Raw genomic sequence first — 23,519 nt, forward strand, 5'->3', positions numbered from 1 at the left:
TATAAGTATTAAATAAATATTTTAAACACATGCCAATAAACGTTAAAAACTTTATAAACTCACTAAATTTAAAGTCAAAAAATAGTGACTTTCAAGATTTAGAACATCTAGATGGAGTTTCAATATCCACAGTTTGTGCAAATTTATACAGCAAACCCAGGGATGATTTGGTTATGTTTTATTTTAGAGACGGGGCAAACTATGCATCTGTTTATACACAATCAAAAATAGTTTCAGAGAACATTAAGTGGAATTTAAATATTAAAAGTAAAAAAATAAGCTCTCTAATTATTAATACTAGAAATGCTAATGCATTTACAGGATCAGATGGTTACAAAGGTTTAAAAGAAATAGCAGAAGAAGCAGCATTACAATTAACAAAAAAACAAACTGAAGACGAAGATTTTCCAAAGAAGATATCATCAAATCAAGTACTTTTTGGATGCACAGGGACAATTGGAGAAAAATATCCAACTGAAAAAATTAAAAAGAACATTCCAGAATTAATCAAAGAAATTAAATATACACAAAATAAATTTACCTGGATGAAAGCTGCATTAGGCATAATGACAACAGACCTACAGCCAAAAATTTCTATGGAGGAATGCAAAATAGGAAATAAAAATGTTAAGATTTATGGGATTGCTAAAGGATCAGGAATGATTTTTCCAAACATGGCGACCACATTAGGTTATGTTTTTACAGATGCAGATCTTTCAAACGATATTTTAAACAAACTATTAAAGAAAAATATTAATACAACTTTTAATGCAATTAGTTGCGATGGTGACACTAGTACTAATGATATGGTTTCTATTTTTTCAACAGGAAAAGTAAAAAACTCAATCATTAATAATATTAATGATAAAAAAATATTTAGTTTTGATAAAGCCCTACATTCAGTATTATTAAATTTGTCAAAAAGAGTGGTTAAGGATGGTGAAGGAGCTACTAAATTTATTACAATCAATATAGTTAAATCAAAAAGTGAGAAAGAAGCAAGAGTAATAGCTTTTTCTATTGCGAATTCAAATCTTGTTAAAACAGCCATCGCAGGAGAAGATCCAAATTGGGGTAGAATAATAATGGCCATAGGAAAATCTGGAGTGAAAATAGATTTAAAAAAATTAGCAATAAACTTTGGTGGTATTAAGATTATAGAAAAAGGACAAATTTTTAAATATTATAAAGAAAATGAAGCGGCTAACTATATGAAAAGTCAATCAATAGATATTTCAGTAGATTTAAATATGGGATCAAAAAGTTTTACTGCTTACACAATGGATTTAACAAAAAAATATATTGAGATTAATGCTGATTATAGAAGCTAATTTGATATTGAATTAACTTTATTAACTATTAACTATAAACCATGATCAAATACAAGCTCATATGTAAAGATTGTGAAACTACTTTTGATAGTTGGTTTTCATCGTCCAAGGAATATGAAAAACTTAAAAAGAAAAAATTCTTAAATTGTCATTTTTGTAATTCTTTAAATGTTGGAAAGGGCTTGATGTCTCCTAATGTGAGTACTTCAAAAAATATTTTAACAGACATTGATTCATCCAGTGAAAAATATAAAGAAATAAAAAAAACAATTTATAAATATCAAGAATTTATAAAAAAAAATTTTGAATATGTGGGAGAAAATTTTGCTTATGAGGCAAGGTCTCTACATTATAAAGACAAAAAAAAAGCCAAAGGTATTTATGGTACCGCAACAAAAAAAGATCTTAACGAATTAAAGGAAGAGGGTATAAAAGCAGAAATACTGCCTTGGATAAAAGATACTACGAACTAATTTTTTATAAATTTTGTAATATAATTAACAGAAGTATCATTTGTTACTTTCCAGCTATTATCTAATATATTAAAATTCATTCCATCTAATTTTTTAAGAGATAGATTGTTTTTTTTACTTATATCTATTAGCTCACTAGGTTTAACAAATTTTTCCCAATCATGTGTTCCAATTGGAAGCCATTTTAAAATATATTCAGCACCCACTATTGCAAATACATAAGATTTTAATGTTTTGTTAAGGGTTGCGATAAACATTATTCCATTTTTTTTCAATAATTTTGAACTTTCTTTAATAAAAAAGTCTATATCATTAACATGTTCAACTATTTCCATGTTCAAAATTACATCAAATTTTTTTTTATCTTTTAACATCTCTGGAGATGCAACTTTATAGTCAATCTTAAGTTTATTTTTTTTTGCATGAAATTTTGCAACTTCAATATTTTTCTTTGATGCATCAATGCCAACAACACTTGCTCCTAGTCTGCACATCGGTTCAGATAATAACCCCCCACCACAACCAATATCAAGTAATTTAATATTTTTTAACGGCTTATCAGATGATCTAATTTTAAAATCTTTGATAATATTTTCTTTTATATATCTAATTCTTATTGGATTAAAATTATGCAATGGTTTGAATTTACCATTAGGATCCCACCATTCTTCAGCAATTTTGGAAAATTTCTCAATTTCTTTTTTATTTATTGAATTCATAATAGATAACTTGTGGACATAACAATTAAGATGTATTTTATCAAATATAAATTACAAAATTATCAATGAAAACTGTTGTATTAAAGTTCGGTGGAACCTCCGTTGGAAGTATAGATAGAATAAAGAGCGTAGCAAAAATTATTTCCTCTTACAAAAAGAGGAAAATGGGTGTCATTGTGGTTTCATCTGCAATGAGTGGCACAACCAATGAATTAATAAAAAAAACAAAAGAATTAAGTAATACCTTTGATGCAGCAGAATATGATGTTTTGTTAGCAACAGGAGAGCAAGCAACTTGTGCATTAATTGCTGGTAGATTAAAACACCTTGGTTTTAAAGCTAGATCATGGATGTCTTGGCAGCTACCAATTATTACAGAAGGACCTTATAGCTCTTCAAGAATTAGCAAAATCAATAAAGGAAAAATACTTAGTTTCATGAAATCAGGTGGAATACCTATCATAACTGGTTTTCAAGGCATTAACTTAGAAAATAGACTTACAACACTGGGCAGAGGTGGAACTGATGCATCAGCAATAATGCTTGCAAAATTTTTTAATACTGATGCGTGTGATATCTACACTGATGTAGATGGTGTTTATACTACAGATCCAAGAAATCATTCTAAAGCCAAGAAAATTCATAAAATTTCCTATGATGAAATGTTAGAGATGGCATCATTAGGCGCAAAGGTTATGCAACCTACATCTGTGCAAGATGCAAAACTAAATAATATTAATTTTTCAGTTAAATCTTCATTTCAAAAAAAGAAAGGCACATTAATAACTGGTGCAAAAAAAACCTTCAGTAATCAAATAATAACTGGAATTACTTCTACAAAAAATGATTCTAAAGTTACGATTGTGGGCGTTAAAGACAGACCAGGAGTAGCAGCTGCTGTTTTTAAACCATTATCACTTAATCAAATTAATGTTGATATGGTAGTTCAAAATATTTCTTTAAATGGAAAAGAAACAGACTTAACTTTTACAATTAAATCTGAGGATGTAAAAAAAACAGAAAAAATAATTAAACAAAATAAAAGAATTTCATTTAGAAAACTTACGTATGACAATAATGTTTCAAAAGTATCTATTATTGGTGTGGGTATGATTACAACCCCAGGAATTACCTATAGAATGTTCCAAGCCTTGGCTTCAAAAAAGATTAACATAATGGTTATTTCAACTTCTGAAATTAAAATTTCAGTTTTAATTTCAAATAAACAGATAAAAAAAGCAGTAGCAGTGCTTCACAAAGAATTTAAGTTAGATTAACTTATGAGCTTAAGACCATTTAGAGACATTCATAGAAAAAAAACAAAAGTAATAAATGTTGGTGATGTAAAAATAGGTGGTGACAATCCAATTTCTGTTCAATCAATGACCAATACCTTAACAACTGATATTCAGGCCACAATAAAACAAATTAATGATATTCATGAAGAGGGTGCTGATCTGGTTAGAGTTTCGTGTCCAGATGAAGAGTCTTCATTAGCCCTTAAGGAAATTACAAAACATGTATCTGTTCCAATAATTGCTGATATTCATTTTCATTATAAAAGAGCAATAGAAGCTGCTGAAAATGGAGCAAAATGTTTAAGAATTAATCCAGGAAATATTGGGGATAAATTAAAAATACATGACGTGCTTAGTGCTGCTAAAAATAATGATTGTTCTATTAGAATAGGTGTTAACGCCGGCTCTCTTGAAAAAGATATTTTAGAAAAATATAAGGAGCCATGCCCAGAAGCTTTAGTTGAAAGTGCGCAAAGGAATATTAAGATTTTAGAAGACCAAGATTTTTTTAATTTTAAGATAAGTGTAAAATCTTCAGATATTTTTTTATCTATTGCAGCGTATCGTCAACTATCAAAAGTTACAGATTATCCATTACACCTAGGGATCACAGAAGCTGGAGGTTTTGTATCGGGTAGTGTTAAGTCATCAATAGGTCTTGGCTCACTTTTAATGGATGGAATAGGGGATACTATAAGAATTTCTTTGTCTGATGATCCAGTTAAAGAAATTAAAATTGGTAATGAAATATTAAAGTCACTTAATTTAAGAAATAGAGGTGTAAAAATTATATCTTGTCCGTCATGTGCAAGACAAGCATTTCAAGTAATTGACACGGTAAAAATATTAGAAGATAAACTAGCTCACATCAAAACCCCTTTAACATTATCGATTATTGGCTGTGTAGTTAATGGACCTGGAGAAGCAGCGATGACAGATATAGGAATTACTGGAGGCGGTAAGGGTAATAATATGCTTTATTTATCTGGCATTCAAAGTGAAAAAGTTTTATCAGAAGATATAATATCAAGAGTTGTAAGTGAAGTTGAAAAAAAAGCTGCTGAACTTGATAAAAAATTATAAATACAATGATACCTCTAAAAACTATTGAAGATTTAATATCTAAGCATTCTATTTTGGAGAAAGAGCTATCATCAGGTGAAGTGGATAAAAAACTTTTTGCCGAAAAATCAAAAGAATACTCGGATTTAAACGAAGTAATTGATGATGCTAGAAAATATTTTTCTTATGAGGGTGAAAAAAAAGATCTGGAGAAAATATTAAGCGACTCAAATAGTGATAATGAGTTTAAAGAAATGGCTGAAGTAGAATTAAAAGATTTAAAATTAGAAAACGAATCCATAGAAAAAAAATTAAAACTATTTTTATTACCAAAAGATGAGGCAGATAAAAAAAATGCAATTATAGAAATAAGAGCAGGTACGGGAGGGTTAGAGGCAAGTTTGTTTGCCGCAGATCTTTTTAAGATGTATGAAAAAGTTAGTCATCAAAAAAAATGGGAATTAGAATTAATAAGTATGTCTCAGAGTGAGGCAGGGGGACTGAAAGAAGTTATTGCATCAATTAGGGGGAAAAATATTTATTCAACATTAAAATATGAAAGTGGAGTTCATCGTGTTCAAAGAGTTCCAGATACAGAAACTCAAGGGAGAGTTCACACTTCTGCTGCAACAGTGGCTGTTCTACCAGAAGCAGAAGAGGTTGATATAAAAATAAATGACTCAGACTTAAGAATTGATGTTTTTAGAGCTGGTGGCCCAGGTGGACAATCCGTTAATACAACTGATAGTGCCGTGAGAATTACTCATATTCCAACTGGATTATCTGTATCTCAACAAGATCAAAAATCACAACACAAAAATAAAGCAAAAGGGATGTTAATTTTAAGATCAAGACTTTATGAATTAGAAAGATCAAGAATAGAAGGTGAAAGATCAGAGGATAGAAAAAGCAAAATAGGAACTGGAGACCGTTCTGAAAGAATTAGAACATACAATTTTCCACAAGGAAGAGTAACAGACCATCGTATTAATCTAACCTTACACAAACTTGAAGCTTTTTTAGAAGGCGAAGCCTTTGACGAAATGGTAGAAAGCTTAACGCTGCAAGCACAAGAAGAAAAATTGAGCAATCTTAATTAAATGAATATAAAAAATATTCTAAATGAAGGAATAGATATCTTACAAAAAAATAAGATAACCAACCCTCAACTTGATAGTGAGATATTATTATCCAACTCGATTAAAAGAGATAAAAAGCATATTATTTTAAACCCTAAAGAAGTTTTGAACTCAGAGCAATTAGGAAAATTTAAAAGTTTAATTGAAAGAAGAAAAAAAGGTGAACCAATTGCTTATTTAATAAATAAAAAAGAGTTTTGGAAAGATGAATTTTTTGTCAATAAAGATGTGCTAATTCCAAGACCTGATAGTGAACTAATAATAGAACAGGTTTTAAAAATTTATTCAAAAGATGATCAACTACAAATTCTCGATATTGGAACTGGATCTGGATGCATTCTTTTATCTATATTAAAAGAGAGATCTAATTTTTATGGAACTGGAATAGATATTTCTAAAAAAAGTATAAATGTAAGTAAATTTAACGCAAAACAACTAAACTTAACTAATCGAGTAAAATTTTTTCACTCAAGTGTTGACAATTTTAATAATGGCAAATATGATGTCATTGTTTCGAACCCTCCATATATTGAACAGTTAAGTTTAAAATATTTGGAAAAAGATGTAGTTAATTTTGAGCCAAAGTTAGCTTTAAGTGGTGGGTTTGATGGTTTTTCAAAAATCAGAAAAGTAATCAATAAGACAAATAATCTGATTAAGAAAAATGGTAAATTTATTTTAGAGATTGGTTTTAATCAAAAAAATAAAGTTATAAAAATATTAAAAGAAGAAGGTTTTTACGTTAACAAAGCCATAAAAGATTATGGCAACAATGATCGCTGTATAATCAGCACTAAAATTTAAATTGAAAATATTATGGTAACATTTAGAAGTAATAACAGTAATAACAATAGAAGACCTCCATTTAGAAGCAATAATAATAGAAGACCTCCATTTAGAAGCAATAATGAAGGGTCAAAATTTTCTAATAATGATAATTTTCAAAGAAAAGTTCCAGGTAGAAATAATCATAATGCGGTTAAACTTATTGAAAAATACAATGATTTAGCGAGAGAGGCTTTAGCTAATGAAGATAAAATTTTATCTGAAAATTATTTTCAACATGCGGATCACTTTACAAGAGTTCAAAACGAGCAAGAAAGCCTTAGAATGGCTAGAGTAAATTCATCTGCAACTGCAACTATTAAGCCAGTGGATTCAGACAAAAAGGTTGAAGAAACTATTAAAACCGAAGCTGAAACGGTTAAAAAAGAAGTGACCGAACCTGAAGTTAAAAAAGTTGTAAAAAGTGTAGATAAAAAAGTGGTTGAAAAGAAAGTCGCTGCTAGTTAATTTTATCCAATAATTAATTCTGATTTTAAAACATCTAATTTAATTTTTTCTACCTCAAATATTTCTCTTTCTTTTCCTTTAAGAGTTTTACCAGAAGGCAACTTTAATTTTTGAGAGTTAACTTTTTTTCCATTTACAACTACTTCATAATGTAGATGTGGACCTGTAGATTTTCCAGTCGACCCGACATAACCAATTATCTGACCCTGTTTTACTCTTATTCCCTCTTTTATTCCTCTAGCAAAATTTTTCATATGAGCATAAATAGTTTCATAAGTTGAATTATGTTTTATTTTAATACAATTTCCACCACCACCACACCATCTTGCTCTAGTTATCAGACCACTTCCAGATGCCATAATAGGAGTGCCCATTGGGGCTGCAAAGTCAGTTCCTCTATGCATTTTATTAAAACCATCTATAGGATGTTTTCTCATTCCAAATGCAGAAGAAAGCCTTGCACCATTAATAGGAGTTTTCATCAATGCTTTTTCAACACTCTTACCATTTTCATCATAGTGTCCTTCACTTCCTTTTTTTTGAAAATAATATAATGCATTATTTTTTCCACTTAGCTTTAGATCTGCAAAAATTATATTACCTGTCTCAAATATTTTACCATCATCATCTTCAAACACTTCGTACATGATTTGAAAATTATCATTTTTTCTAATATCTCTTTGAAAATCAACTTGGAATCCATAAATTCTTGCAAACTCAATAATTACGTTTGGCTGAACTTTCAAATCAATAGCTGTTTTATATAAACTTTGTGTAATTTTTCCTTCCTTAAAAACAATTTTTTTATTTAAATTTGTAATGATTATTTTTTTTTCAAAAAGATTATTATCTAGATTTCTTGTTAATTGAATTTTTTCTGTTCTAGAAACTGGAAATAAAAAAGAAGTAATTTTTTTATTATTTGATTGATCAATAGTAATTTTTATTTCAAGATTTGGCTGAAGATTATTTATATTATAATCCGAATTTAATTTTTTTTTGATCTGATTAATTTCTTCATTTGGTATTGAATAATTATTTAAAATTTTATCAAAGGTTTCACCACTAGAAATTTTATGATCAATATTTTTATATCTTGGAACTAGATTGTCAAAAATTTGGTTAACACTTTTTTGGAAATAAATATTATTTATTAAATTTTTGTAATTTTCATCTATTAATACTTTTTTTTCGTTATAGATGCTGGTGCTTGAAATCGTAATTAACAATAGTAAGAAAAGAAAAGTAATCTCAATGTTTTTTTTTATTATTTTTATTATTTTATTTGAACTAAATATCATCTTGAACTTTGAATTATTAATTTAGTAATGACTAAAAATCAAAAAAAACCTAGTATTTATTGATATATTTGAGCATTTATTTAAATGCTAAATGCTTGATTTACTTTTATTTTAGCTTATAAGCAGCACACTTTCTCAGTAAAATTATTGTTTACTCAATAGATTAGTGAGGATTATTGGGCGTTTTAAACCCAATTAGCTATTTAAAAAGTAAAAATTTAAGAAGAGAAGTGTGGACGGTTAAGGTTACCAAAATTTGTCGTACACACTTCAAAATCGTATGGATTGTATTCTTACAATTTATATATGAAGCTAGTGTGCGCCGTTTTTTAACTTGAGAGTTTGATCATGGCTCAGAACGTACGCTGGCGGCACGCCTAACACATGCAAGTCGAACGAAGTAGCAATACTTAGTGGCAGACGGGTGAGTAACATGTGGGTATCTACCCTTTGGCCTGGAATAACACGAGGAAACTTGTGCTAATACCGGATAAGTCTTTACGGAGAAAGCTTTATGCACCATTGGATGAGCCCGCACTTGATTAGTTTGTTGGTAGGGTAATGGCCTACCAAGACTATGATCAATAGCTGATTTGAGAGGATGATCAGCCACATTGGGACTGAGACACGGCCCAAACTCCTACGGGAGGCAGCAGTGGGGAATCTTGCACAATGGAGGAAACTCTGATGCAGCGATGCCGCGTGAGTGAAGAAGGCCTTTGGGTTGTAAAGCTCTTTCGTCGGGGAAGAAAATGACTGTACCCGAATAAGAAGGTCCGGCTAACTTCGTGCCAGCAGCCGCGGTAATACGAAGGGACCTAGCGTAGTTCGGAATTACTGGGCTTAAAGAGTTCGTAGGTGGTTGAAAAAGTTGGTGGTGAAATCCCAGAGCTTAACTCTGGAACTGCCATCAAAACTTTTCAGCTAGAGTATGATAGAGGAAAGCAGAATTTCTAGTGTAGAGGTGAAATTCGTAGATATTAGAAAGAATACCAATTGCGAAGGCAGCTTTCTGGATCATTACTGACACTGAGGAACGAAAGCATGGGTAGCGAAGAGGATTAGATACCCTCGTAGTCCATGCCGTAAACGATGTGTGTTAGACGTTGGAAATTTATTTTCAGTGTCGCAGGGAAACCGATAAACACACCGCCTGGGGAGTACGACCGCAAGGTTAAAACTCAAATGAATTGACGGGGACCCGCACAAGTAGTGGAGCATGTGGTTTAATTCGAAGATACGCGCAGAACCTTACCAACACTTGACATGTTCGTCGCGACTCTAAGAGATTAGAGTTTTCGGTTCGGCCGGACGAAACACAGGTGCTGCATGGCTGTCGTCAGCTCGTGTCGTGAGATGTTGGGTTAAGTCCCGCAACGAGCGCAACCCTCACTTTTAGTTGCCATCATTAAGTTGGGCACTCTGAAAGAACTGCCAGTGATAAGCTGGAGGAAGGTGGGGATGACGTCAAGTCCTCATGGCCCTTACGTGTTGGGCTACACACGTGCTACAATGGCATCTACAACAGGAAGCAAAACGGCAACGTTAAGCAAATCCCGAAAAGATGCCTCAGTTCGGATTGCACTCTGCAACTCGAGTGCATGAAGCTGGAATTACTAGTAATCGTGGATCAGCGTGCCACGGTGAATGCGTTCCCGGGTCTTGTACACACCGCCCGTCACACCATGGGAGTTGGTTCTACCTTAAGGCAAGGTTTTAAACCCTTGACCACGGTATAGTCAGCGACTGGGGTGAAGTCGTAACAAGGTAGCCGTAGGGGAACCTGCGGCTGGATTACCTCCTTTCTAAGGATGAGTGAAAGTAAAATTTCACTCTAAATAATATACATCGGTAATGTTGACCGTCCTCATTTCTCTTCTTAAAGTAATGTTTCCTTCTTGTAGGGCCGGTAGCTCAGTTGGTTAGAGCACACCCTTGATAAGGGTGGGGTCGAAAGTTCGAGTCTTTCTCGGCCCACCAAAAACCTAAATGGGGGATTAGCTCATCTGGGAGAGCGCCTGATTTGCATTCAGGAGGTAGCAGGTTCGATCCCTGTATCCTCCACCAGGAAACATTTAGTTATTAAAATTGTAAATAAAAATAATTTATATCAATATCTATATCCGAACATTAAAAGTTATTATTTAATGTTCAAAATAAAAATTTGATCACAACATAGATAAATTTTCTGTTAAAAGAATTTTTTTCTGTGCATAAATCAAGCGTTTAAGGGCGTGTAGTGGATGCCTTGGCACTGAAAGCCGATGAAGGACGTGATATACTGCGATAAGTTTCGGGGAGCTGTATGTAAGCTTTGATCCGAAAATTTCCGAATGGGGAAACCCACCACTTTATGTGGTACTTTAAACTGAATACATAGGTTTAAAGAGACAACCTGGAGAACTGAAACATCTAAGTAACCAGAGGAAAAGAAATCAATTGAGATTCCGTTAGTAGTGGCGAGCGAACGCGGAGTAGGCCAGTAGTTTTGTTAGAAAAATTTGAATAGTTTGGAAATGCTAACCATAGAGGGTGATAGTCCCGTATGAGTAATGTCTAACAAAATTCTTGAGTAAAGCGGGACACGAGAAATCCTGCTCGAATATAGGGGGACCACCCTCTAAGCCTAAATACTCTTCAGTGACCGATAGTGAACTAGTACCGTGAGGGAAAGGTGAAAAGAACCCCTATTAGGGGAGTGAAATAGAACCTGAAACTGCATGCCTACAATCAGTCCGAGCCCTTTTTAGGGTGAGGGCGTACCTTTTGTATAATGGGTCAGTGACTTAATTTATTAAGCAAGCTTAAGCCATCTAGGTGTAGGCGCAGCGAAAGCAAGTCTTAATAGGGCGATTAGTTTAATGAATTAGACCCGAAAACGAATGAGCTTACCATGAGCAGGTTGAAAGTTGGGTAACACCAACCGGAGGACCGAACCAGTTGACGTTGAAAAGTCTTTGGATGACTTGTGGTAAGGGGTGAAAGGCCAACCAAATTCGTAGATAGCTGGTTTTCCGCGAAAACTATTTAGGTAGTGCGTCGAATAAATAGATGTTTAGAGGTAGAGCACTAAATGGGCTAGGGGGAAGAGATTCTTACCAAACCTAATAAAACTCCGAATGCTAGACATTGTTCTTCGGCAGACAGACTGTGGGTGCTAAGGTCCATGGTCGAGAGGGAAAGAGCCCAGACCACCAGATAAGGTCCCAAAATCATGATTAAGTGTGAAAGGATGTGGAAATTCCTTAACAGCCGGGAGGTTGGCTTAGAAGCAGCCATCCTTTAAAGATAGCGTAACAGCTCACCGGTCTAATAGAGTTTCTGCGCCGAAGATGTAACGGGGCTAAAATCATGTACCGAATCTGTGGCTTTGCAAAGTTTTCGAACTTTGTAAGGGGTAGCGGAACGTTCTGTAAGCCTGCGAAGGGATACCCGTGAGGGATCCTGGAGGTATCAGAAGTGCGAATGCTGACATAAGTAACGATAAACGAAGTGAAAAACTTCGTCGCCGAAAATCTAAGGGTTTCTATGCAAGGTTAATCCGCGTAGAGTTAGTCGGCACCTAAGGCGAGGGCGAAAGCCGTAGTCGATGGAAACAAGGTTAATATTCCTTGACCTGATGGTAGTGACGGATTTCGTAAGTTGTGAGTTCTTAATGGATTGAACTTGCCGCGAAGAGGTCCCAAGAAATAGCTCCATCATGAAGACCGTACCCGAAACCGACACAGGTAGATTAATAGAGTATATTTAGGCGCTTGAGAGAATGATGTTGAAGGAACTCGGCAAAATGCTTCCGTAACTTCGGGATAAGGAAGACCCTTTTGTAGGCAACTATAGAAGGGTGGCACAAGCCAGGGAGAAGCGACTGTTTATCAAAAACACAGGGCTCTGCTAACACGTAAGTGGATGTATAGGGTCTGACGCCTGCCCGGTGCTGGAAGGTTAATGCGGTTGGTGCAAGCTAACTTCTGAAGCCCCAGTAAACGGCGGCCGTAACTATAACGGTCCTAAGGTAGCGAAATTCCTTGTCGGGTAAGTTCCGACCTGCATGAATGGCGTAACGATTTCTCCGCTGTCTCCAACATCAACTCAGTGAAATTGAATTCTCCGTGAAGATGCGGAGTTCGCGTAGTTAGACGGAAAGACCCCGTGCACCTTTACTGCAACTTTACATTGGTGTTAGGAAAAACATATTTAGCATAGGAGGGAGACTTTGAAACAAAGGCGTCAGCTTTTGTGGAGTCACCAGTGAAATACCTCTTTTGTTTTTCTTGACATCTAACCGCTAGCCGTCATCCGGCAGCGAGACATTGTATGGTGGGTAGTTTGACTGGGGCGGTCGCCTCCCAAATAGTAACGGAGGCGTGCGAAGGTAGGCTCAGAACGGTCAGAAATCGTTCGTAGAGTGCAATGGCATAAGCCTGCCTGACTGTGAGACTGACAAGTCGAGCAGAGACGAAAGTCGGTCATAGTGATCCGGTGCTTCTGAGTGGAAGGGGCATCGCTCAACGGATAAAAGGTACGCCGGGGATAACAGGCTGATACTGCCCAAGAGCTCATATCGACGGCAGTGTTTGGCACCTCGATGTCGGCTCATCACATCCTGGGGCTGGAGCAGGTCCCAAGGGTTTGGCTGTTCGCCAATTAAAGTGGTACGTGAGCTGGGTTCAGAACGTCGTGAGACAGTTCGGTCCCTATCTGCTATGCGTGTAGAAGAATTGAGAGGAGTTGACCCTAGTACGAGAGGACCGGGTTGAACATACCACTGGTGGACCTGTTGTGGCGCCAGCCGCAGTGCAGGGTAGCTAAGTATGGAAGAGATAACTGCTGAAAGCATCTAAGCGGGAAACTCACCTCAAAACTAGTTCTTCCTATAGAGCCGTGGTAGACCACCACGTTGATAGGCTGGATGTGGAAGCGCAGTAATGCGTGTAGCTGACCAGTACTAATAGCTCAATTGGCTTGATTTATGCACTGAAAAAATTTTTAAGTAACCAGAAAGATAGTTGATATTTTATTTTATAACCCCAATCTAAACAGTTGGGGTTTTTTTATAATATTAAAATTATGTTTTTACTGAACCGAATCCTGAATCCAAATAGATTAAGCTTGAATTTAATTCATTATTATTCTCAATAAAATTTATTGAATTAATAATGCTTTTGTCCTTACCAATTTTTTTTGATGGTATTTGTTTTGTGATATTATTTTTCTTAATATTGTCTAGTTTATCCCATAAGGGTGATTTAAAAAAACCCAAAACTAAAGTATTACATCTTAAATTAAATTGAGAATATTCAATTACAATTGCCTTCATTAAACTTTCCAAAGAAACTTTTGATGAAGAATAAAGCAACGTACCAGTATCAACTTTTTTTCCTAATGAGGAGCTAATAAAAATTATATTTAAACTTTTAGAGTAAAAATTTTTTATTAAATTTTGAACAAAATAAATATTAGAAAATAAATTAATTGAAAAAGTTTTTTTAATATCTTTGTTTTTTATATTTAAAATTAAATCATCTTTTTTATAAGTAGCAAAATTAATAAAAGTGATTTTTTTAAATTTTTGAATGTAAGAATGTTGTTTCTTAAAAAAATTTTCTATTTGTTTTTTATCTTCAATGTTTATCTTAAACCTTTACCTGTTATGCTCCTGTGAATTGGAAAAATTTCTTTTGCAAAAGTATAAATTTGTTTACCTATTTTTTTATTCATAATTTTTTATTGCTAGCAATAATAAAATACCAATTCATCAAAATTGGACCAGAAATTTGAATTCTTTCATTTTTGTTTTCAACAGTATAAGTTCCAAGTTGTTTTTTGTTTGTTGTATAAATTTTTTTATTTGGTATGAATTTTAATATTTTAATGTACTTATAGCCTAATTTTTTTAGAAATAACTTATATTCAGGTAAAGAATAAATATTGTAATTGACTATTTTTTTTCTTTTTAAATTTTTACATTTATTTACATTGATATCAAAACTTAAATCTGAATCCCAAAAAAGACTTGATACAGATATAAAATCTGGATTTAGTTTTGTTAAATTTATAATTGCCCGCTTATAATTTTTTAAAAAACTTAAAACTTGAATTGAAATTATACCACTATTACCTTTTTTTAAGCTATTTTTATTTGTAATTTGATTGATATCATTAACATAGAATTTTATATTTTTAATTTTTTTGTAATTTGATTTAGCAACTTTAATTAAATCTTTAGCATTATCAAAACCAATTAAATTACTTTTTAGTTGATAATTTTTAACTAAAAAGTCTAAATTAGCTCCATTTCCGCATCCAGCATCAATCAAATAGTCTTTCTCTAAAAGACCAAATTTATTTAAAAAGTTAAAAAATGCTACTGTAGATAATAAAGGTTTTTTTATTTGTTTTTTAAAATAATTATTTTTTTTATTCCACACTTTGATCTTATTCATAGTTAAATATTTTTGAATATTTCTATAATTTCTTGAATATATTTATTGTAATTTTTTTTATTTTTAAGATTTAAAGTTTCATCTTTATCATATAATGGATAAGAATCATTGTATTTAAAAGAAAATGTTTTCTTATAAATTTTATGATAAATTTCTTTTTTAAATTTTTTAATATCTATTTTTAAATGATTAATCTTATTTTTAAAAATTATTAAGTCACTTACGTCCTTAATCATAAAATTACCCTCACAATTAGCAAACCAGGTATTTCCAAAAAGAATACAAGGCTTATTATTTAAAACTGATTCTATTCCAATATCTCCAGAGATCGTAGCATTGAAAAAAGAATTTTTTACTAGATCTGCTTGATTAAAATTATAATTGACTAATTTTATATTGTCCATATCGGCAATAGTTTTAAATGATATTTCATCTATATAATTATGAGATATATTATTTCCAATAAATGATAATGGATGAATTTTATAATAAATGGGAATTTTTTTTCCAAAGACTTCTCTAATTAGTCTTAAATTTTCTATATCGTTATAATTATTTATTGCGTCTGGTATTGTTGATTTTTCTGGCAATAAACTACCACTGTAATAAATATATTTTGTATCTAGGTTAATTTTTGAACACATTTTTATATATTTTTTATCTAATATCTTATTTGTTAAATTATTTTTTATTGAAAATATTAAATTATCTTTTTCACTAACCAAATTCTTTAAACTTAAGTAATTCTCTTTTTTATAAGTCCATATTATTGAGTTTTTATTAAATAATTTTTTACTAGGGGATAAAAGTGTCCTCATAAACAAATAAATATAATACAAAATACCAAGTTTATATTTAATTGCTTCTCTTTTTTGATAATTTTTTATATCTGAAATATAAGAAAAAGTAATTTTTTTTCTATTCTCTAGAAATTTTTTAATTTCAAATTTATCATGAGCTCTTTTATGCACTTTGTTCAAAGTTAATTTTTCAAAATAAGGTAGCTGCTCAATTTTGTTAATAAAAAAATAAGTTTTTATGTATTTAGTAGATTCCAAAATTATTATTTTTAACTTTAATAGCTTAGCTATCTGATAAATTGCATAGTCATGTATTAAATGTGGTGTATAGAATAGAAATATAGTTTTTATATTTTTTAAAATAATATAATGATGCCAGGCATTGATAATTTGCTTAATATATGTTTCGCGATTGTATAAATTGAATATATTTTCTGGATCAACTCTAGAAAATAGATTTATAAATTGATTATAATTATCATAAAATATTTTTTTACAATTAAGCTCTATTTTCTCAGTATTTTTGAGAGTTTTTTGGCTTGGTTCAAATCCTCTAATACAAAAGTGTATATCAAATATGTCTATGAATTTATTTTTATTTTTTAAATCTTTTATTAAATATTTATCTAAACACCAGCCAACTATTTCATGTTTTTTTTTAAACTCTCTAGAATTAAATACATCAATAAAAATTTTTGAAGAAAATCCTGAGACAAATATTTTTTCCATTTAAAGATTTAAAAGTGATTTTTTTTAATTATCTCATCTTTTTTAATACTTTTCTTGGCTTTTTTATTTAAAACTTTTGTAATCATTTTGGGGCTGATCCCAGTGCCTGGTCTTTTAAAGTCTAAGTTATCTAATGAAAAATATTCATTTATTTTGATATTTTTTTTTGCAACAATACTTCTTCTGGCATTTCTTCTTGCAAGTTTTTCACAGTTTAAAACTTCTTTATTTTCTCTACCCAAAGATAATAGTGCCATATCACCTTTTTTTCTTATCTCTTCAAGCTCCCTAGGATCAACTGAGAGCCAATGGTCTGCTGATTTTTTTAATTTTTTGTTTATAGTAAAATGTTTTTCAACTACTCTTGCACCAAGCACTATCGACATTACAGGCGCTATTACACCCAATGTATGATCGCTTAAACCAATAATTTTATTTGGGAACTTTTTTTTTAAATAAGTTATTGAGTGCAAGTTTGCATCACCTATCTTTGTTGGGTAGCACAATGTACAATGCAGTATACAAATTTTATTATTCCCATTTTTTTCAATAAATTTTACACTTTCTGCTACTTCTTTTATATTTGAACCACCAGTTGATAAAATAATTGGTAAATTTGTTTTGGCTATGACTTTAAGAAGTGGAAAATTTGTTATATCACACGATGCTATCTTAAATCCTTTTACACCAATTTTTTTAAGCATTACTACAGCATCAAAATCAAATGGTGTAGACATAAACTCAATTTTGTATTTATCACATAATTTTTTTAGTTTTACGTATTCTTTTTCCTCAAAACTGTCTAATCTTTTATAGGAATCATATTGAGATCCTTTTTTTTTTACTTCACCTTTCCAATTCCAAAATCTTGGGGCTTTTTTAATTGTTAATTTTTCTGATTTATAAGTTTGAAATTTTATTATATCTGCTCCACTTTTTTTTGCTTTTTTTATTAACTGCTCTGCAATTTTGAGACTTCCATTATGATTTACACCTGCTTCAGCAATTAGAACAAACTTGTCTTTATTAAATTCGACCTTACCAATTTTAAATTTCATTTTTTTTTAACTTAGATATTATTGATTTTCTTCCTTTTTTATTGGAAATATTTTTTTCATGTTTAAAATACCTATATAATGGAACAGGAAGGTAAAATCCATTATATTTTTTATTTAATCTTGTAATCAGGTCGTAATCTTCACAAATTTTTAAATTTTTATTATATCCCCCAACTTCTTTCACAGCAGTCTTTCTAAACATAATACCTGCCCCATGATTTTTAACCTTGGAAATAGTATTTAGTTTAACTTTTTCTATAACTAAACCCTTAGAATCAACTTTATAATGATCGCAACAAACGTAAGCAATATCCTTGTTTTCTATGAGGATACTGCTCATCATTTCGCATGCATGCTTATTAATAAAATCATCTGAATCAACTCTTATAAAAAATTCACCCTTAATTTTTTCTAGGGCCCTATTTGATGAAAAACCTATTCCTTTATTCTTATTGTTTTTAATAATTCGTAAATTTGGTATTTTCTGTGACCTAGCAATCGCTATTGAGTTGTCTGTCGAGCCATCATCTAGTAAAAGTATTTCAGATTTTTTATTAAATAAAATTTGATCAGTACAAGATCTAAGCGCTCTATCTATAAAATTTGCTCTATCATAATTAAGAATAATCAAAGAAATATCTTTAAAATACATAAATAACAATTATCATATTTTTATGAATAAAAATAAAAAATATATTTTAATAGTAGGGGGCAGTGGCACTATTGGTAGAAATCTTATTAATTATTTTTTAAAAAAAGAACATTTTGTCATAAATTTAGATAGAAATCCCTATTTAAATCAGTCTATAAATTATAGATTTATTAAGGTAGATATAACTAATAAAAATAATCTAAACAAAAAATTTGAATTTTTAAAAAAAAATTTTGAAAAAATTGATACATGTATAAATTTGTTTCATTTTAAGGGTGGCTCCAAACTCAAGCCTCATGCTAAATTTTTTAATTCTTTTGAGGATTACTCATTTAAAATCTGGAAAGAGACTATTGATACAAATTTAAATAGCTTGTTTTTGATCTGCCAACATATGGTAAAAATTTTTAAAAAAAATAAAAGTGGAGGCACCATAGTCAATACCTCTTCAACTTATGGAATTAATTCCCCAAATCATACAATTTATGGTGACTCAGGAATAAATAGCCCAATTTCATATGCCACAACCAAAGGTGCAATTATTAATTTTTCAAAATATTTAGCAACTTATTATGCAAGAGAAAAAATAAGAGTAAACGTTGTATGTCCTGGGGGAATTCAAAATAAAAATCAATCAAAGGAATTTATTAAAAAATATTCAAAAATTACTCCCATGAAAAGGCTTGCTAAAGAACATGAGTTTAACGAGATTTACGAATATCTTTCAATTGGTAAATCTGATTATGTAACAGGGGCTATTTTTACTATTGATGGAGGTTTCACTGCGTGGTAAAAAAATAGGTATTTTTATACCTTGTAGATTAAATTCCTCAAGATTAAAAAAAAAACTATTGTTAGATCTTTATGATGGTAAAAAGATTATAGAAATTTTACTTTCTAATTTATGTAAAAGTAAATTTGTTGAAAAGAAAAATATAATTATCTGCACTACTAAAAATAAAATAGACAGTGAGTTAAAAGAATTCATTAAATTTTTAGGTTATGGAGTTTTTGAAGGAAGTGAAAAAAACATAATAAAAAGATTTTATAATGCCAATCAATATTATAATTTTGATTTAATAGCAGAGGTAGATGGAGATGATGTTTTTACAGATGTTGAAATATTAGATAAATTAATAGAAAAATCACTAAGTAATAATTATGATTATCTTTATACTGAAAATTTACCCTTAGGCTTAAATTGTAAATTATTCACTAAAAAAGGCTTAAAGAAAGTTTATCAAAATATTGTAACTAGAAATAACCAAAATGGATTTATGTTATTTTTTTTAAATCATCCATACATCCAAAAAAAAAAATTAATTATAAAATCTAAAATTTTTGAGGGCAGGTTTACCCTTGACTACATAGAAGACTTTCAATTATTTAATAGTCTTTATCAATTTTTAAATAAAAAAAATTTTACTTTTAATATAAAAAATTATCTCACCTATATAAAAAAAAATAAAAAACTATTTTTAAAATCTTTAAATCTTAACAAAAAATGGATATCAAGAACTAAATCAATTTTAAACTTAAAATATAAAGCAAATAATAAGATTTATAAAATAAATTACTGATTTGTTTTTCCAAAAAAAGCCAAAGTTTTCTTTAATGCATTTATTTGTCTTAACATTTCCGATTTATTATTTTGATTAGTCGTAAATTGCATTAGATTTTTTTGCAACTCTTTTGCTATTGGTGTTAAACCCCAGCCATAACTATTTGTTAGTTGCATTGATCCTGACTTTAGTCCTTTTAGCCTACCTTCTTTGAAAGGCTTTTCATCACTAACTAATTTCCAAGCAGCGTATATTCCATCTCCACCAAATGAAATAAATTTTAATCTAAACTCTTCCCATTTGATTCCATATTTACCTCCATTAAATAAACAAGCAAATGTGTAATATGTGTGAAAGAATTTTTTTGGTGTTTTTTGAGGAATGAGTAAATCATTTTTAAACGATTCTATAGTTTTTAAAAACAAATCACCCATTAATATTCTTTTTTTTAAAAAAAAATTTAATCTTTCAAGTTGTGCTAAACCCACGGCTGCACAAATTTCAGATAATCTATAATTGTAACCAAACATCTCATGCCTAAACCAATTCGGATTTTGAAATTTATTTCTATCAATTCTAATTCTTCCAGTTTTTGCAGTAAGGTTTTTGTATCCTGCGCTTGCAAATTTTCTCATATTTTCAGCTAATTTTTCACTATTAGTGGTAACGATACCACCATCTCCGGTTGTTATATGTTTTGTATTTTCAAAACTCCAACTTCCAACGTCAGAACATGCACCACTAATTCTATTTTTTTCATCTCTTCCCAAGAAGCATTGAGCAGAATCTTCTAAAATATAAAGATTATGATCTTTGGCTATTTTTTTAATAGAAGTCATATCTGCCATTAATCCATAAAGGTGTACAACCATTATAGCTTTGGTTTTTTTAGTAATTTTTTTTTTTATATCATTAGGATCAATTAAAAAAGTATCATTCTTAACATCAGCATAGACTGGAGTAGCTCCACATTGCCAAATAGCAAAACCACAAAGAGTAACTGTAAGAGCTGGTAAAATCACCTCATCACCATGACCAACCCCAAAAGCATTTAAAGCCATGTGCAATGTTGAAGTTCCGGAATTTGCCGTAATTGCATATCTTTGTTTGTGTTTTTTTGCAAATAATTGCTCTAATCTTTCATTATATGTTGAGGCATCACCAGCTGCAAAATCTTTTGATAGCAAATCTTTTAAATAGGTGATTTCATTACCTTTAAATCTCCAACCTTGTTTTTTTTTCTTTATGTTCATTTTTTTAAATTATCTAAATCTATAACTTTATCACAGTATTTTAAATTATTTTCATGATGAGATACGATTATTATAGTTTTATCTTTTTTTAAAGTAAAAAAATTTTTAATTAATTTTTTTTCTGTATTTTTATCCAATGAGTTTGTTGATTCATCCAAAATTATTAATTCCGCATTAGAGTACATAGCTCTGGCAATACCAATTCGCTGAGCTTGACCACCACTAAGTCTTGACGCTCTGTCACCAACGGTAGAATTTAATTTTTTTTTCATTTTTTTTACAAAATCATTAAGCATGCTGTACTTGCATATTCTTCTTATAAAATCCTTGTCTATATTTTTTTCATCATCAAAAAACGTAATATTATTTAAAATTGTATTATCAAATAAATATATTTTTTGAGGAACATAGCAAATATTTTTCTGCCAACTGACAATTCCATTAGTTGTTAATTTCTTTTTATCTATAAAAATTTCTCCATTAGAAACTTGATAAAAGCCACAAATTATATTGATTAGCGTGCTTTTGCCAACACCAGATTTTCCTTTAATTCCAATTTTTTCACCAGATTTAATTTTTAAGTTAAAATTTTTAAAAATATTTAGTTTATTAGGATAAGAAAAGTTTATATTTTTAAATTCTAGAAGATTATTAAATTCAACTTTTTCCTTATTAGCATTTTTTTTATTTGAATAAATTTTTTTTTCAAAATTGATTTCATTTTTAATATTATCAAAAGCAGATATATCTCCTTTGATTTGAGCAAGACTAATATAAATATTTTGTGCAGCAGGTAGCATTTTATAAAATGAAAAAACAAATACTCCAAAAACTGGAAGCATAGAAAAAAAACTATTACTTGAAAAAAAAATTAACAGAAAGACAATTATAGAAAAAGAAAAAAATTCAAGTAAATATCTTGGTGTAAGAGCTAAAGAGGAGTTTATCCATTTCAATTTTGCAATTTTATTTGAAATGGAATTAAAAATATCAAGTACTATGTGCTCTTTATTGTATATCTTTAATTCCCTGAAAGATTCGATTCCTTCAAAAAGTTTTTTTTGTCGGATTGGAATAAATTGGCTGATTTTTTTCCCATTCTTTTTTATTAATTTTCTAGTAAAAAAATAAATAATAAAAAATATAAAAAATAGAGTTAAAGATAGGTAGATAGTTAATTTCGGATTGATTATAATCAACCCTATATTTATTGTAATTATCAATAAAGATTTACTGATTAAATTTAATGTTGAATTTATTACTCCATTTGCAACCCTGGTAGTTTCCTCAAGAACTTGACCAGTAATCTTTGAACTATTAATATTTGAGTAGTAACTTAAACTTCTTCCAAGAAAACTTTTTAGAATTTTTTTTGCTAAATTATATTCCAAATTAACTATAAATCTATTTACCATCCATATATTAAAAATATTTAATAAAGTAGAAAAAAAAATTATTATTATAAATATGAAACCTAAAATTAATCTTATTTTTTTTTCATCAATATATTGATTAGCAAAAAAATTTTTTATAATAAAAAATTCATCTAGTGTGCTAGGATCGATTAGAACACTTAAAAAAGGAATTATTGACATAATTCCAGCTAATTCAAAAATACTTAATATAAAGCCTAGAAATACCAATAAATAAAAAAGATTTTTCTCTTTTTTTGTTAAAAAGTTTATTATATTAAAAAGCATACTCAATTTATATACTTATAGTTATGAAAAAAAAAGTTTTAGTTATTGCCTCACATCACGACGATGAAGTATTTGGATGCTCAGGAGCTATCTTAAAGCATAAGTTGAACGGTGATGAAATAAATATAATTTTTACAGCTGATGGTTTTACCTCGAGAAAACACACCAATAAAAAAGAAAATTCGAGACATAATGAGTTGAAAAAAGTAAATAAAATTTTAAATTTTAAATCTATTCATCATTTAGATTTTTTAGATAATCAGATGGATAATTTTTCTAATTTAGAAATAACTTTAGAAATAGAAAAAATATTTAATCAAATAAGACCAAATATTATTTATACACACCATCCAAATGACTTAAATATAGATCATAGAAAAACATCAGAGGCTGTATTGACAGTTTTAAGAACAAAAAATTTGACCAACATTGAAAAGATATTATTTTTTGAAATTGTATCTTCATCACATCAATTTTATGATAAGCATAATCAATTTTCTCCAAATTATTTTGTAGACATTTCGAAATTCATAAATCTTAAATTGAAATTGTGTAAAATTTATAATCGAGAACTAGATAAATTTAAAGGTCCCAGATCGCTGGAAGCGATAAAATCGCTAGCCATATTTCGTGGAAGTCAAGTAAATGTAAAATATGCAGAGGCGTTTGAGGTTTTTAGGGTTATAACTTAATAATTTTAAAAATT

General features: G+C 30.0%; 19 protein-coding genes, 2 tRNA genes and 2 rRNA genes. 14 read left to right on the forward strand and 9 right to left on the reverse strand.

What is annotated here, in order from left to right; all coding sequences use genetic code 11:
* Positions 1-29: 29 nt before the first annotated feature.
* Together argJ and AC5SL9_RS00560 are read left to right on the forward strand one after the other, a co-directional pair.
* Positions 30-1,331, forward strand: a complete 1,302-nt coding sequence (gene argJ, locus AC5SL9_RS00555) for a bifunctional glutamate N-acetyltransferase/amino-acid acetyltransferase ArgJ (protein WP_494574097.1) — start codon at positions 30-32, stop codon at positions 1,329-1,331.
* A 41-nt stretch (positions 1,332-1,372) separates the two neighbouring features.
* Positions 1,373-1,804, forward strand: a complete 432-nt coding sequence (locus AC5SL9_RS00560) for a DUF1178 family protein (protein ID WP_011281766.1) — start codon at positions 1,373-1,375, stop codon at positions 1,802-1,804.
* On the opposite strand, the gene ubiG is transcribed toward AC5SL9_RS00560, so the two are convergent.
* Positions 1,801-2,523 carry a bifunctional 2-polyprenyl-6-hydroxyphenol methylase/3-demethylubiquinol 3-O-methyltransferase UbiG gene (ubiG, locus tag AC5SL9_RS00565; RefSeq protein ID WP_011281767.1) on the reverse strand — a complete coding sequence of 241 codons (723 nt, stop codon included), beginning with the start codon at positions 2,521-2,523 and terminating at the stop codon, positions 1,801-1,803. The two genes, AC5SL9_RS00560 and ubiG, sit on opposite strands and share 4 nt — an antisense overlap.
* A 65-nt stretch (positions 2,524-2,588) precedes the next feature.
* Between ubiG and AC5SL9_RS00570 the strand changes: the two genes are divergently transcribed.
* The 5 genes from AC5SL9_RS00570 to AC5SL9_RS00590 are packed head-to-tail and all read left to right on the forward strand — an operon-like array spanning position 2,589 to position 7,315.
* Entirely contained in the window at positions 2,589-3,800 is a 1,212-nt protein-coding gene (locus AC5SL9_RS00570) for an aspartate kinase (RefSeq protein WP_494574098.1), read from the forward strand.
* A 3-nt stretch (positions 3,801-3,803) separates the two neighbouring features.
* Complete coding sequence (gene ispG / locus AC5SL9_RS00575) at positions 3,804-4,904, forward strand: flavodoxin-dependent (E)-4-hydroxy-3-methylbut-2-enyl-diphosphate synthase (RefSeq protein WP_011281768.1); 1,101 nt, start codon at positions 3,804-3,806, stop codon at positions 4,902-4,904.
* Between the two features lie 5 nt (positions 4,905-4,909).
* Positions 4,910-5,983: a peptide chain release factor 1 gene (prfA, locus tag AC5SL9_RS00580; protein ID WP_494574099.1), complete on the forward strand. Its 1,074-nt coding sequence runs from the start codon at positions 4,910-4,912 to the stop codon at positions 5,981-5,983.
* Positions 5,984-6,826: a peptide chain release factor N(5)-glutamine methyltransferase gene (prmC, locus tag AC5SL9_RS00585; RefSeq protein WP_494574100.1), complete on the forward strand. Its 843-nt coding sequence runs from the start codon at positions 5,984-5,986 to the stop codon at positions 6,824-6,826. It begins immediately after the preceding gene.
* Positions 6,827-6,838: 12 nt separating this feature from the next.
* Entirely contained in the window at positions 6,839-7,315 is a 477-nt protein-coding gene (locus tag AC5SL9_RS00590) for a DUF4167 domain-containing protein (protein WP_494574101.1), read from the forward strand.
* A 2-nt stretch (positions 7,316-7,317) separates the two neighbouring features.
* Here AC5SL9_RS00590 and AC5SL9_RS00595 read toward each other — a convergent pair whose 3' ends face one another.
* Complete coding sequence (locus AC5SL9_RS00595; RefSeq protein ID WP_494574102.1) at positions 7,318-8,616, reverse strand: M23 family metallopeptidase; 1,299 nt, start codon at positions 8,614-8,616, stop codon at positions 7,318-7,320.
* Positions 8,617-8,946: 330 nt separating this feature from the next.
* Here AC5SL9_RS00595 and AC5SL9_RS00600 point away from each other — a divergent pair.
* The 4 genes from AC5SL9_RS00600 (at position 8,947) to AC5SL9_RS00615 (ending at position 13,586) form a co-directional block, all read left to right on the forward strand.
* Positions 8,947-10,421: ribosomal RNA gene (locus AC5SL9_RS00600) — 16S ribosomal RNA — on the forward strand.
* Positions 10,422-10,519: 98 nt separating this feature from the next.
* Positions 10,520-10,596 (forward strand) — tRNA-Ile (locus AC5SL9_RS00605).
* A gap of 11 nt (positions 10,597-10,607) precedes the next feature.
* Positions 10,608-10,683 (forward strand) — tRNA-Ala (locus AC5SL9_RS00610).
* Positions 10,684-10,832: 149 nt separating this feature from the next.
* Positions 10,833-13,586 (forward strand): 23S ribosomal RNA (locus AC5SL9_RS00615).
* The 16S and 23S rRNA genes sit together here with 2 tRNA genes alongside, the layout of an rRNA operon.
* A gap of 95 nt (positions 13,587-13,681) precedes the next feature.
* Here the strand turns inward: AC5SL9_RS00615 and AC5SL9_RS00620 are convergent.
* The 5 genes from AC5SL9_RS00620 to AC5SL9_RS00640 all read right to left on the reverse strand — a co-directional run bounded on the left by AC5SL9_RS00620 (position 13,682) and on the right by AC5SL9_RS00640 (position 18,298).
* Entirely contained in the window at positions 13,682-14,248 is a 567-nt protein-coding gene (locus AC5SL9_RS00620) for an SDR family NAD(P)-dependent oxidoreductase (RefSeq protein ID WP_494574379.1), read from the reverse strand.
* 82 nt (positions 14,249-14,330) lie between these two features.
* Complete coding sequence (locus tag AC5SL9_RS00625) at positions 14,331-15,059, reverse strand: class I SAM-dependent methyltransferase (RefSeq protein WP_494574103.1); 729 nt, start codon at positions 15,057-15,059, stop codon at positions 14,331-14,333.
* 2 nt (positions 15,060-15,061) lie between these two features.
* On the reverse strand, positions 15,062-16,588 hold the full coding sequence (locus AC5SL9_RS00630) for a hypothetical protein (RefSeq protein ID WP_494574104.1): 1,527 nt from the start codon (positions 16,586-16,588) through the stop codon (positions 15,062-15,064).
* Between the two features lie 8 nt (positions 16,589-16,596).
* A complete protein-coding gene (locus AC5SL9_RS00635) occupies positions 16,597-17,646 on the reverse strand; it encodes an N-acetylneuraminate synthase family protein (RefSeq protein WP_494574105.1) in 1,050 nt (349 codons plus the stop codon).
* Positions 17,636-18,298: a glycosyltransferase family 2 protein gene (locus AC5SL9_RS00640; RefSeq protein WP_494574106.1), complete on the reverse strand. Its 663-nt coding sequence runs from the start codon at positions 18,296-18,298 to the stop codon at positions 17,636-17,638. The genes AC5SL9_RS00635 and AC5SL9_RS00640 overlap by 11 nt, the downstream gene beginning before the upstream one ends.
* A 22-nt stretch (positions 18,299-18,320) precedes the next feature.
* On the opposite strand from AC5SL9_RS00640, the gene AC5SL9_RS00645 reads away from it, so the two are divergent.
* Positions 18,321-19,091: an SDR family oxidoreductase gene (locus tag AC5SL9_RS00645; protein ID WP_494574107.1), complete on the forward strand. Its 771-nt coding sequence runs from the start codon at positions 18,321-18,323 to the stop codon at positions 19,089-19,091.
* Entirely contained in the window at positions 19,069-19,878 is an 810-nt protein-coding gene (locus tag AC5SL9_RS00650) for a cytidylyltransferase domain-containing protein (RefSeq protein ID WP_494574108.1), read from the forward strand. The genes AC5SL9_RS00645 and AC5SL9_RS00650 overlap by 23 nt, the downstream gene beginning before the upstream one ends.
* Here AC5SL9_RS00650 and AC5SL9_RS00655 read toward each other — a convergent pair.
* Positions 19,872-21,113 (reverse strand): DegT/DnrJ/EryC1/StrS family aminotransferase, encoded by a 1,242-nt coding sequence (locus AC5SL9_RS00655; RefSeq protein WP_494574109.1) that lies wholly within the window; start codon positions 21,111-21,113, stop codon positions 19,872-19,874. The two genes, AC5SL9_RS00650 and AC5SL9_RS00655, sit on opposite strands and share 7 nt — an antisense overlap.
* On the reverse strand, positions 21,110-22,813 hold the full coding sequence (locus AC5SL9_RS00660) for an ATP-binding cassette domain-containing protein (protein ID WP_494574110.1): 1,704 nt from the start codon (positions 22,811-22,813) through the stop codon (positions 21,110-21,112). Before AC5SL9_RS00660 ends, AC5SL9_RS00655 begins: the two co-directional genes overlap by 4 nt.
* Positions 22,814-22,836: 23 nt before the next feature.
* On the opposite strand from AC5SL9_RS00660, the gene AC5SL9_RS00665 reads away from it, so the two are divergent.
* Positions 22,837-23,505 (forward strand): PIG-L deacetylase family protein, encoded by a 669-nt coding sequence (locus tag AC5SL9_RS00665; protein ID WP_494574111.1) that lies wholly within the window; start codon positions 22,837-22,839, stop codon positions 23,503-23,505.
* Positions 23,506-23,519: the final 14 nt, after the last annotated feature.

The organism is Candidatus Pelagibacter sp. PS_37 (genome assembly GCF_059417825.1).

Excerpts from the sequence above, each read along its gene's own strand:
- AC5SL9_RS00560 (WP_011281766.1), top strand. The coding sequence starts at position 1,373 with ATGATCAAATACAAGCTCATATGTAAAGATTGTGAAACTACTTTTGAT.
- AC5SL9_RS00665 (WP_494574111.1), top strand. The coding sequence starts at position 22,837 with ATGAAAAAAAAAGTTTTAGTTATTGCCTCACATCACGACGATGAAGTA.
- AC5SL9_RS00655 (WP_494574109.1), bottom strand. The coding sequence starts at position 21,113 with ATGAACATAAAGAAAAAAAAACAAGGTTGGAGATTTAAAGGTAATGAA.
- AC5SL9_RS00595 (WP_494574102.1), bottom strand. The coding sequence starts at position 8,616 with ATGATATTTAGTTCAAATAAAATAATAAAAATAATAAAAAAAAACATT.
- AC5SL9_RS00650 (WP_494574108.1), top strand. The coding sequence starts at position 19,069 with ATGGAGGTTTCACTGCGTGGTAAAAAAATAGGTATTTTTATACCTTGT.
- argJ (WP_494574097.1), top strand. The coding sequence starts at position 30 with ATGCCAATAAACGTTAAAAACTTTATAAACTCACTAAATTTAAAGTCA.
- AC5SL9_RS00635 (WP_494574105.1), bottom strand. The coding sequence starts at position 17,646 with ATGAAATTTAAAATTGGTAAGGTCGAATTTAATAAAGACAAGTTTGTT.
- AC5SL9_RS00570 (WP_494574098.1), top strand. The coding sequence starts at position 2,589 with ATGAAAACTGTTGTATTAAAGTTCGGTGGAACCTCCGTTGGAAGTATA.
- AC5SL9_RS00590 (WP_494574101.1), top strand. The coding sequence starts at position 6,839 with ATGGTAACATTTAGAAGTAATAACAGTAATAACAATAGAAGACCTCCA.
- AC5SL9_RS00625 (WP_494574103.1), bottom strand. The coding sequence starts at position 15,059 with ATGAATAAGATCAAAGTGTGGAATAAAAAAAATAATTATTTTAAAAAA.
- AC5SL9_RS00645 (WP_494574107.1), top strand. The coding sequence starts at position 18,321 with ATGAATAAAAATAAAAAATATATTTTAATAGTAGGGGGCAGTGGCACT.
- prfA (WP_494574099.1), top strand. The coding sequence starts at position 4,910 with ATGATACCTCTAAAAACTATTGAAGATTTAATATCTAAGCATTCTATT.
- AC5SL9_RS00640 (WP_494574106.1), bottom strand. The coding sequence starts at position 18,298 with ATGTATTTTAAAGATATTTCTTTGATTATTCTTAATTATGATAGAGCA.
- ispG (WP_011281768.1), top strand. The coding sequence starts at position 3,804 with ATGAGCTTAAGACCATTTAGAGACATTCATAGAAAAAAAACAAAAGTA.
- ubiG (WP_011281767.1), bottom strand. The coding sequence starts at position 2,523 with ATGAATTCAATAAATAAAAAAGAAATTGAGAAATTTTCCAAAATTGCT.
- AC5SL9_RS00630 (WP_494574104.1), bottom strand. The coding sequence starts at position 16,588 with ATGGAAAAAATATTTGTCTCAGGATTTTCTTCAAAAATTTTTATTGAT.
- prmC (WP_494574100.1), top strand. The coding sequence starts at position 5,984 with ATGAATATAAAAAATATTCTAAATGAAGGAATAGATATCTTACAAAAA.
- AC5SL9_RS00660 (WP_494574110.1), bottom strand. The coding sequence starts at position 22,813 with ATGCTTTTTAATATAATAAACTTTTTAACAAAAAAAGAGAAAAATCTT.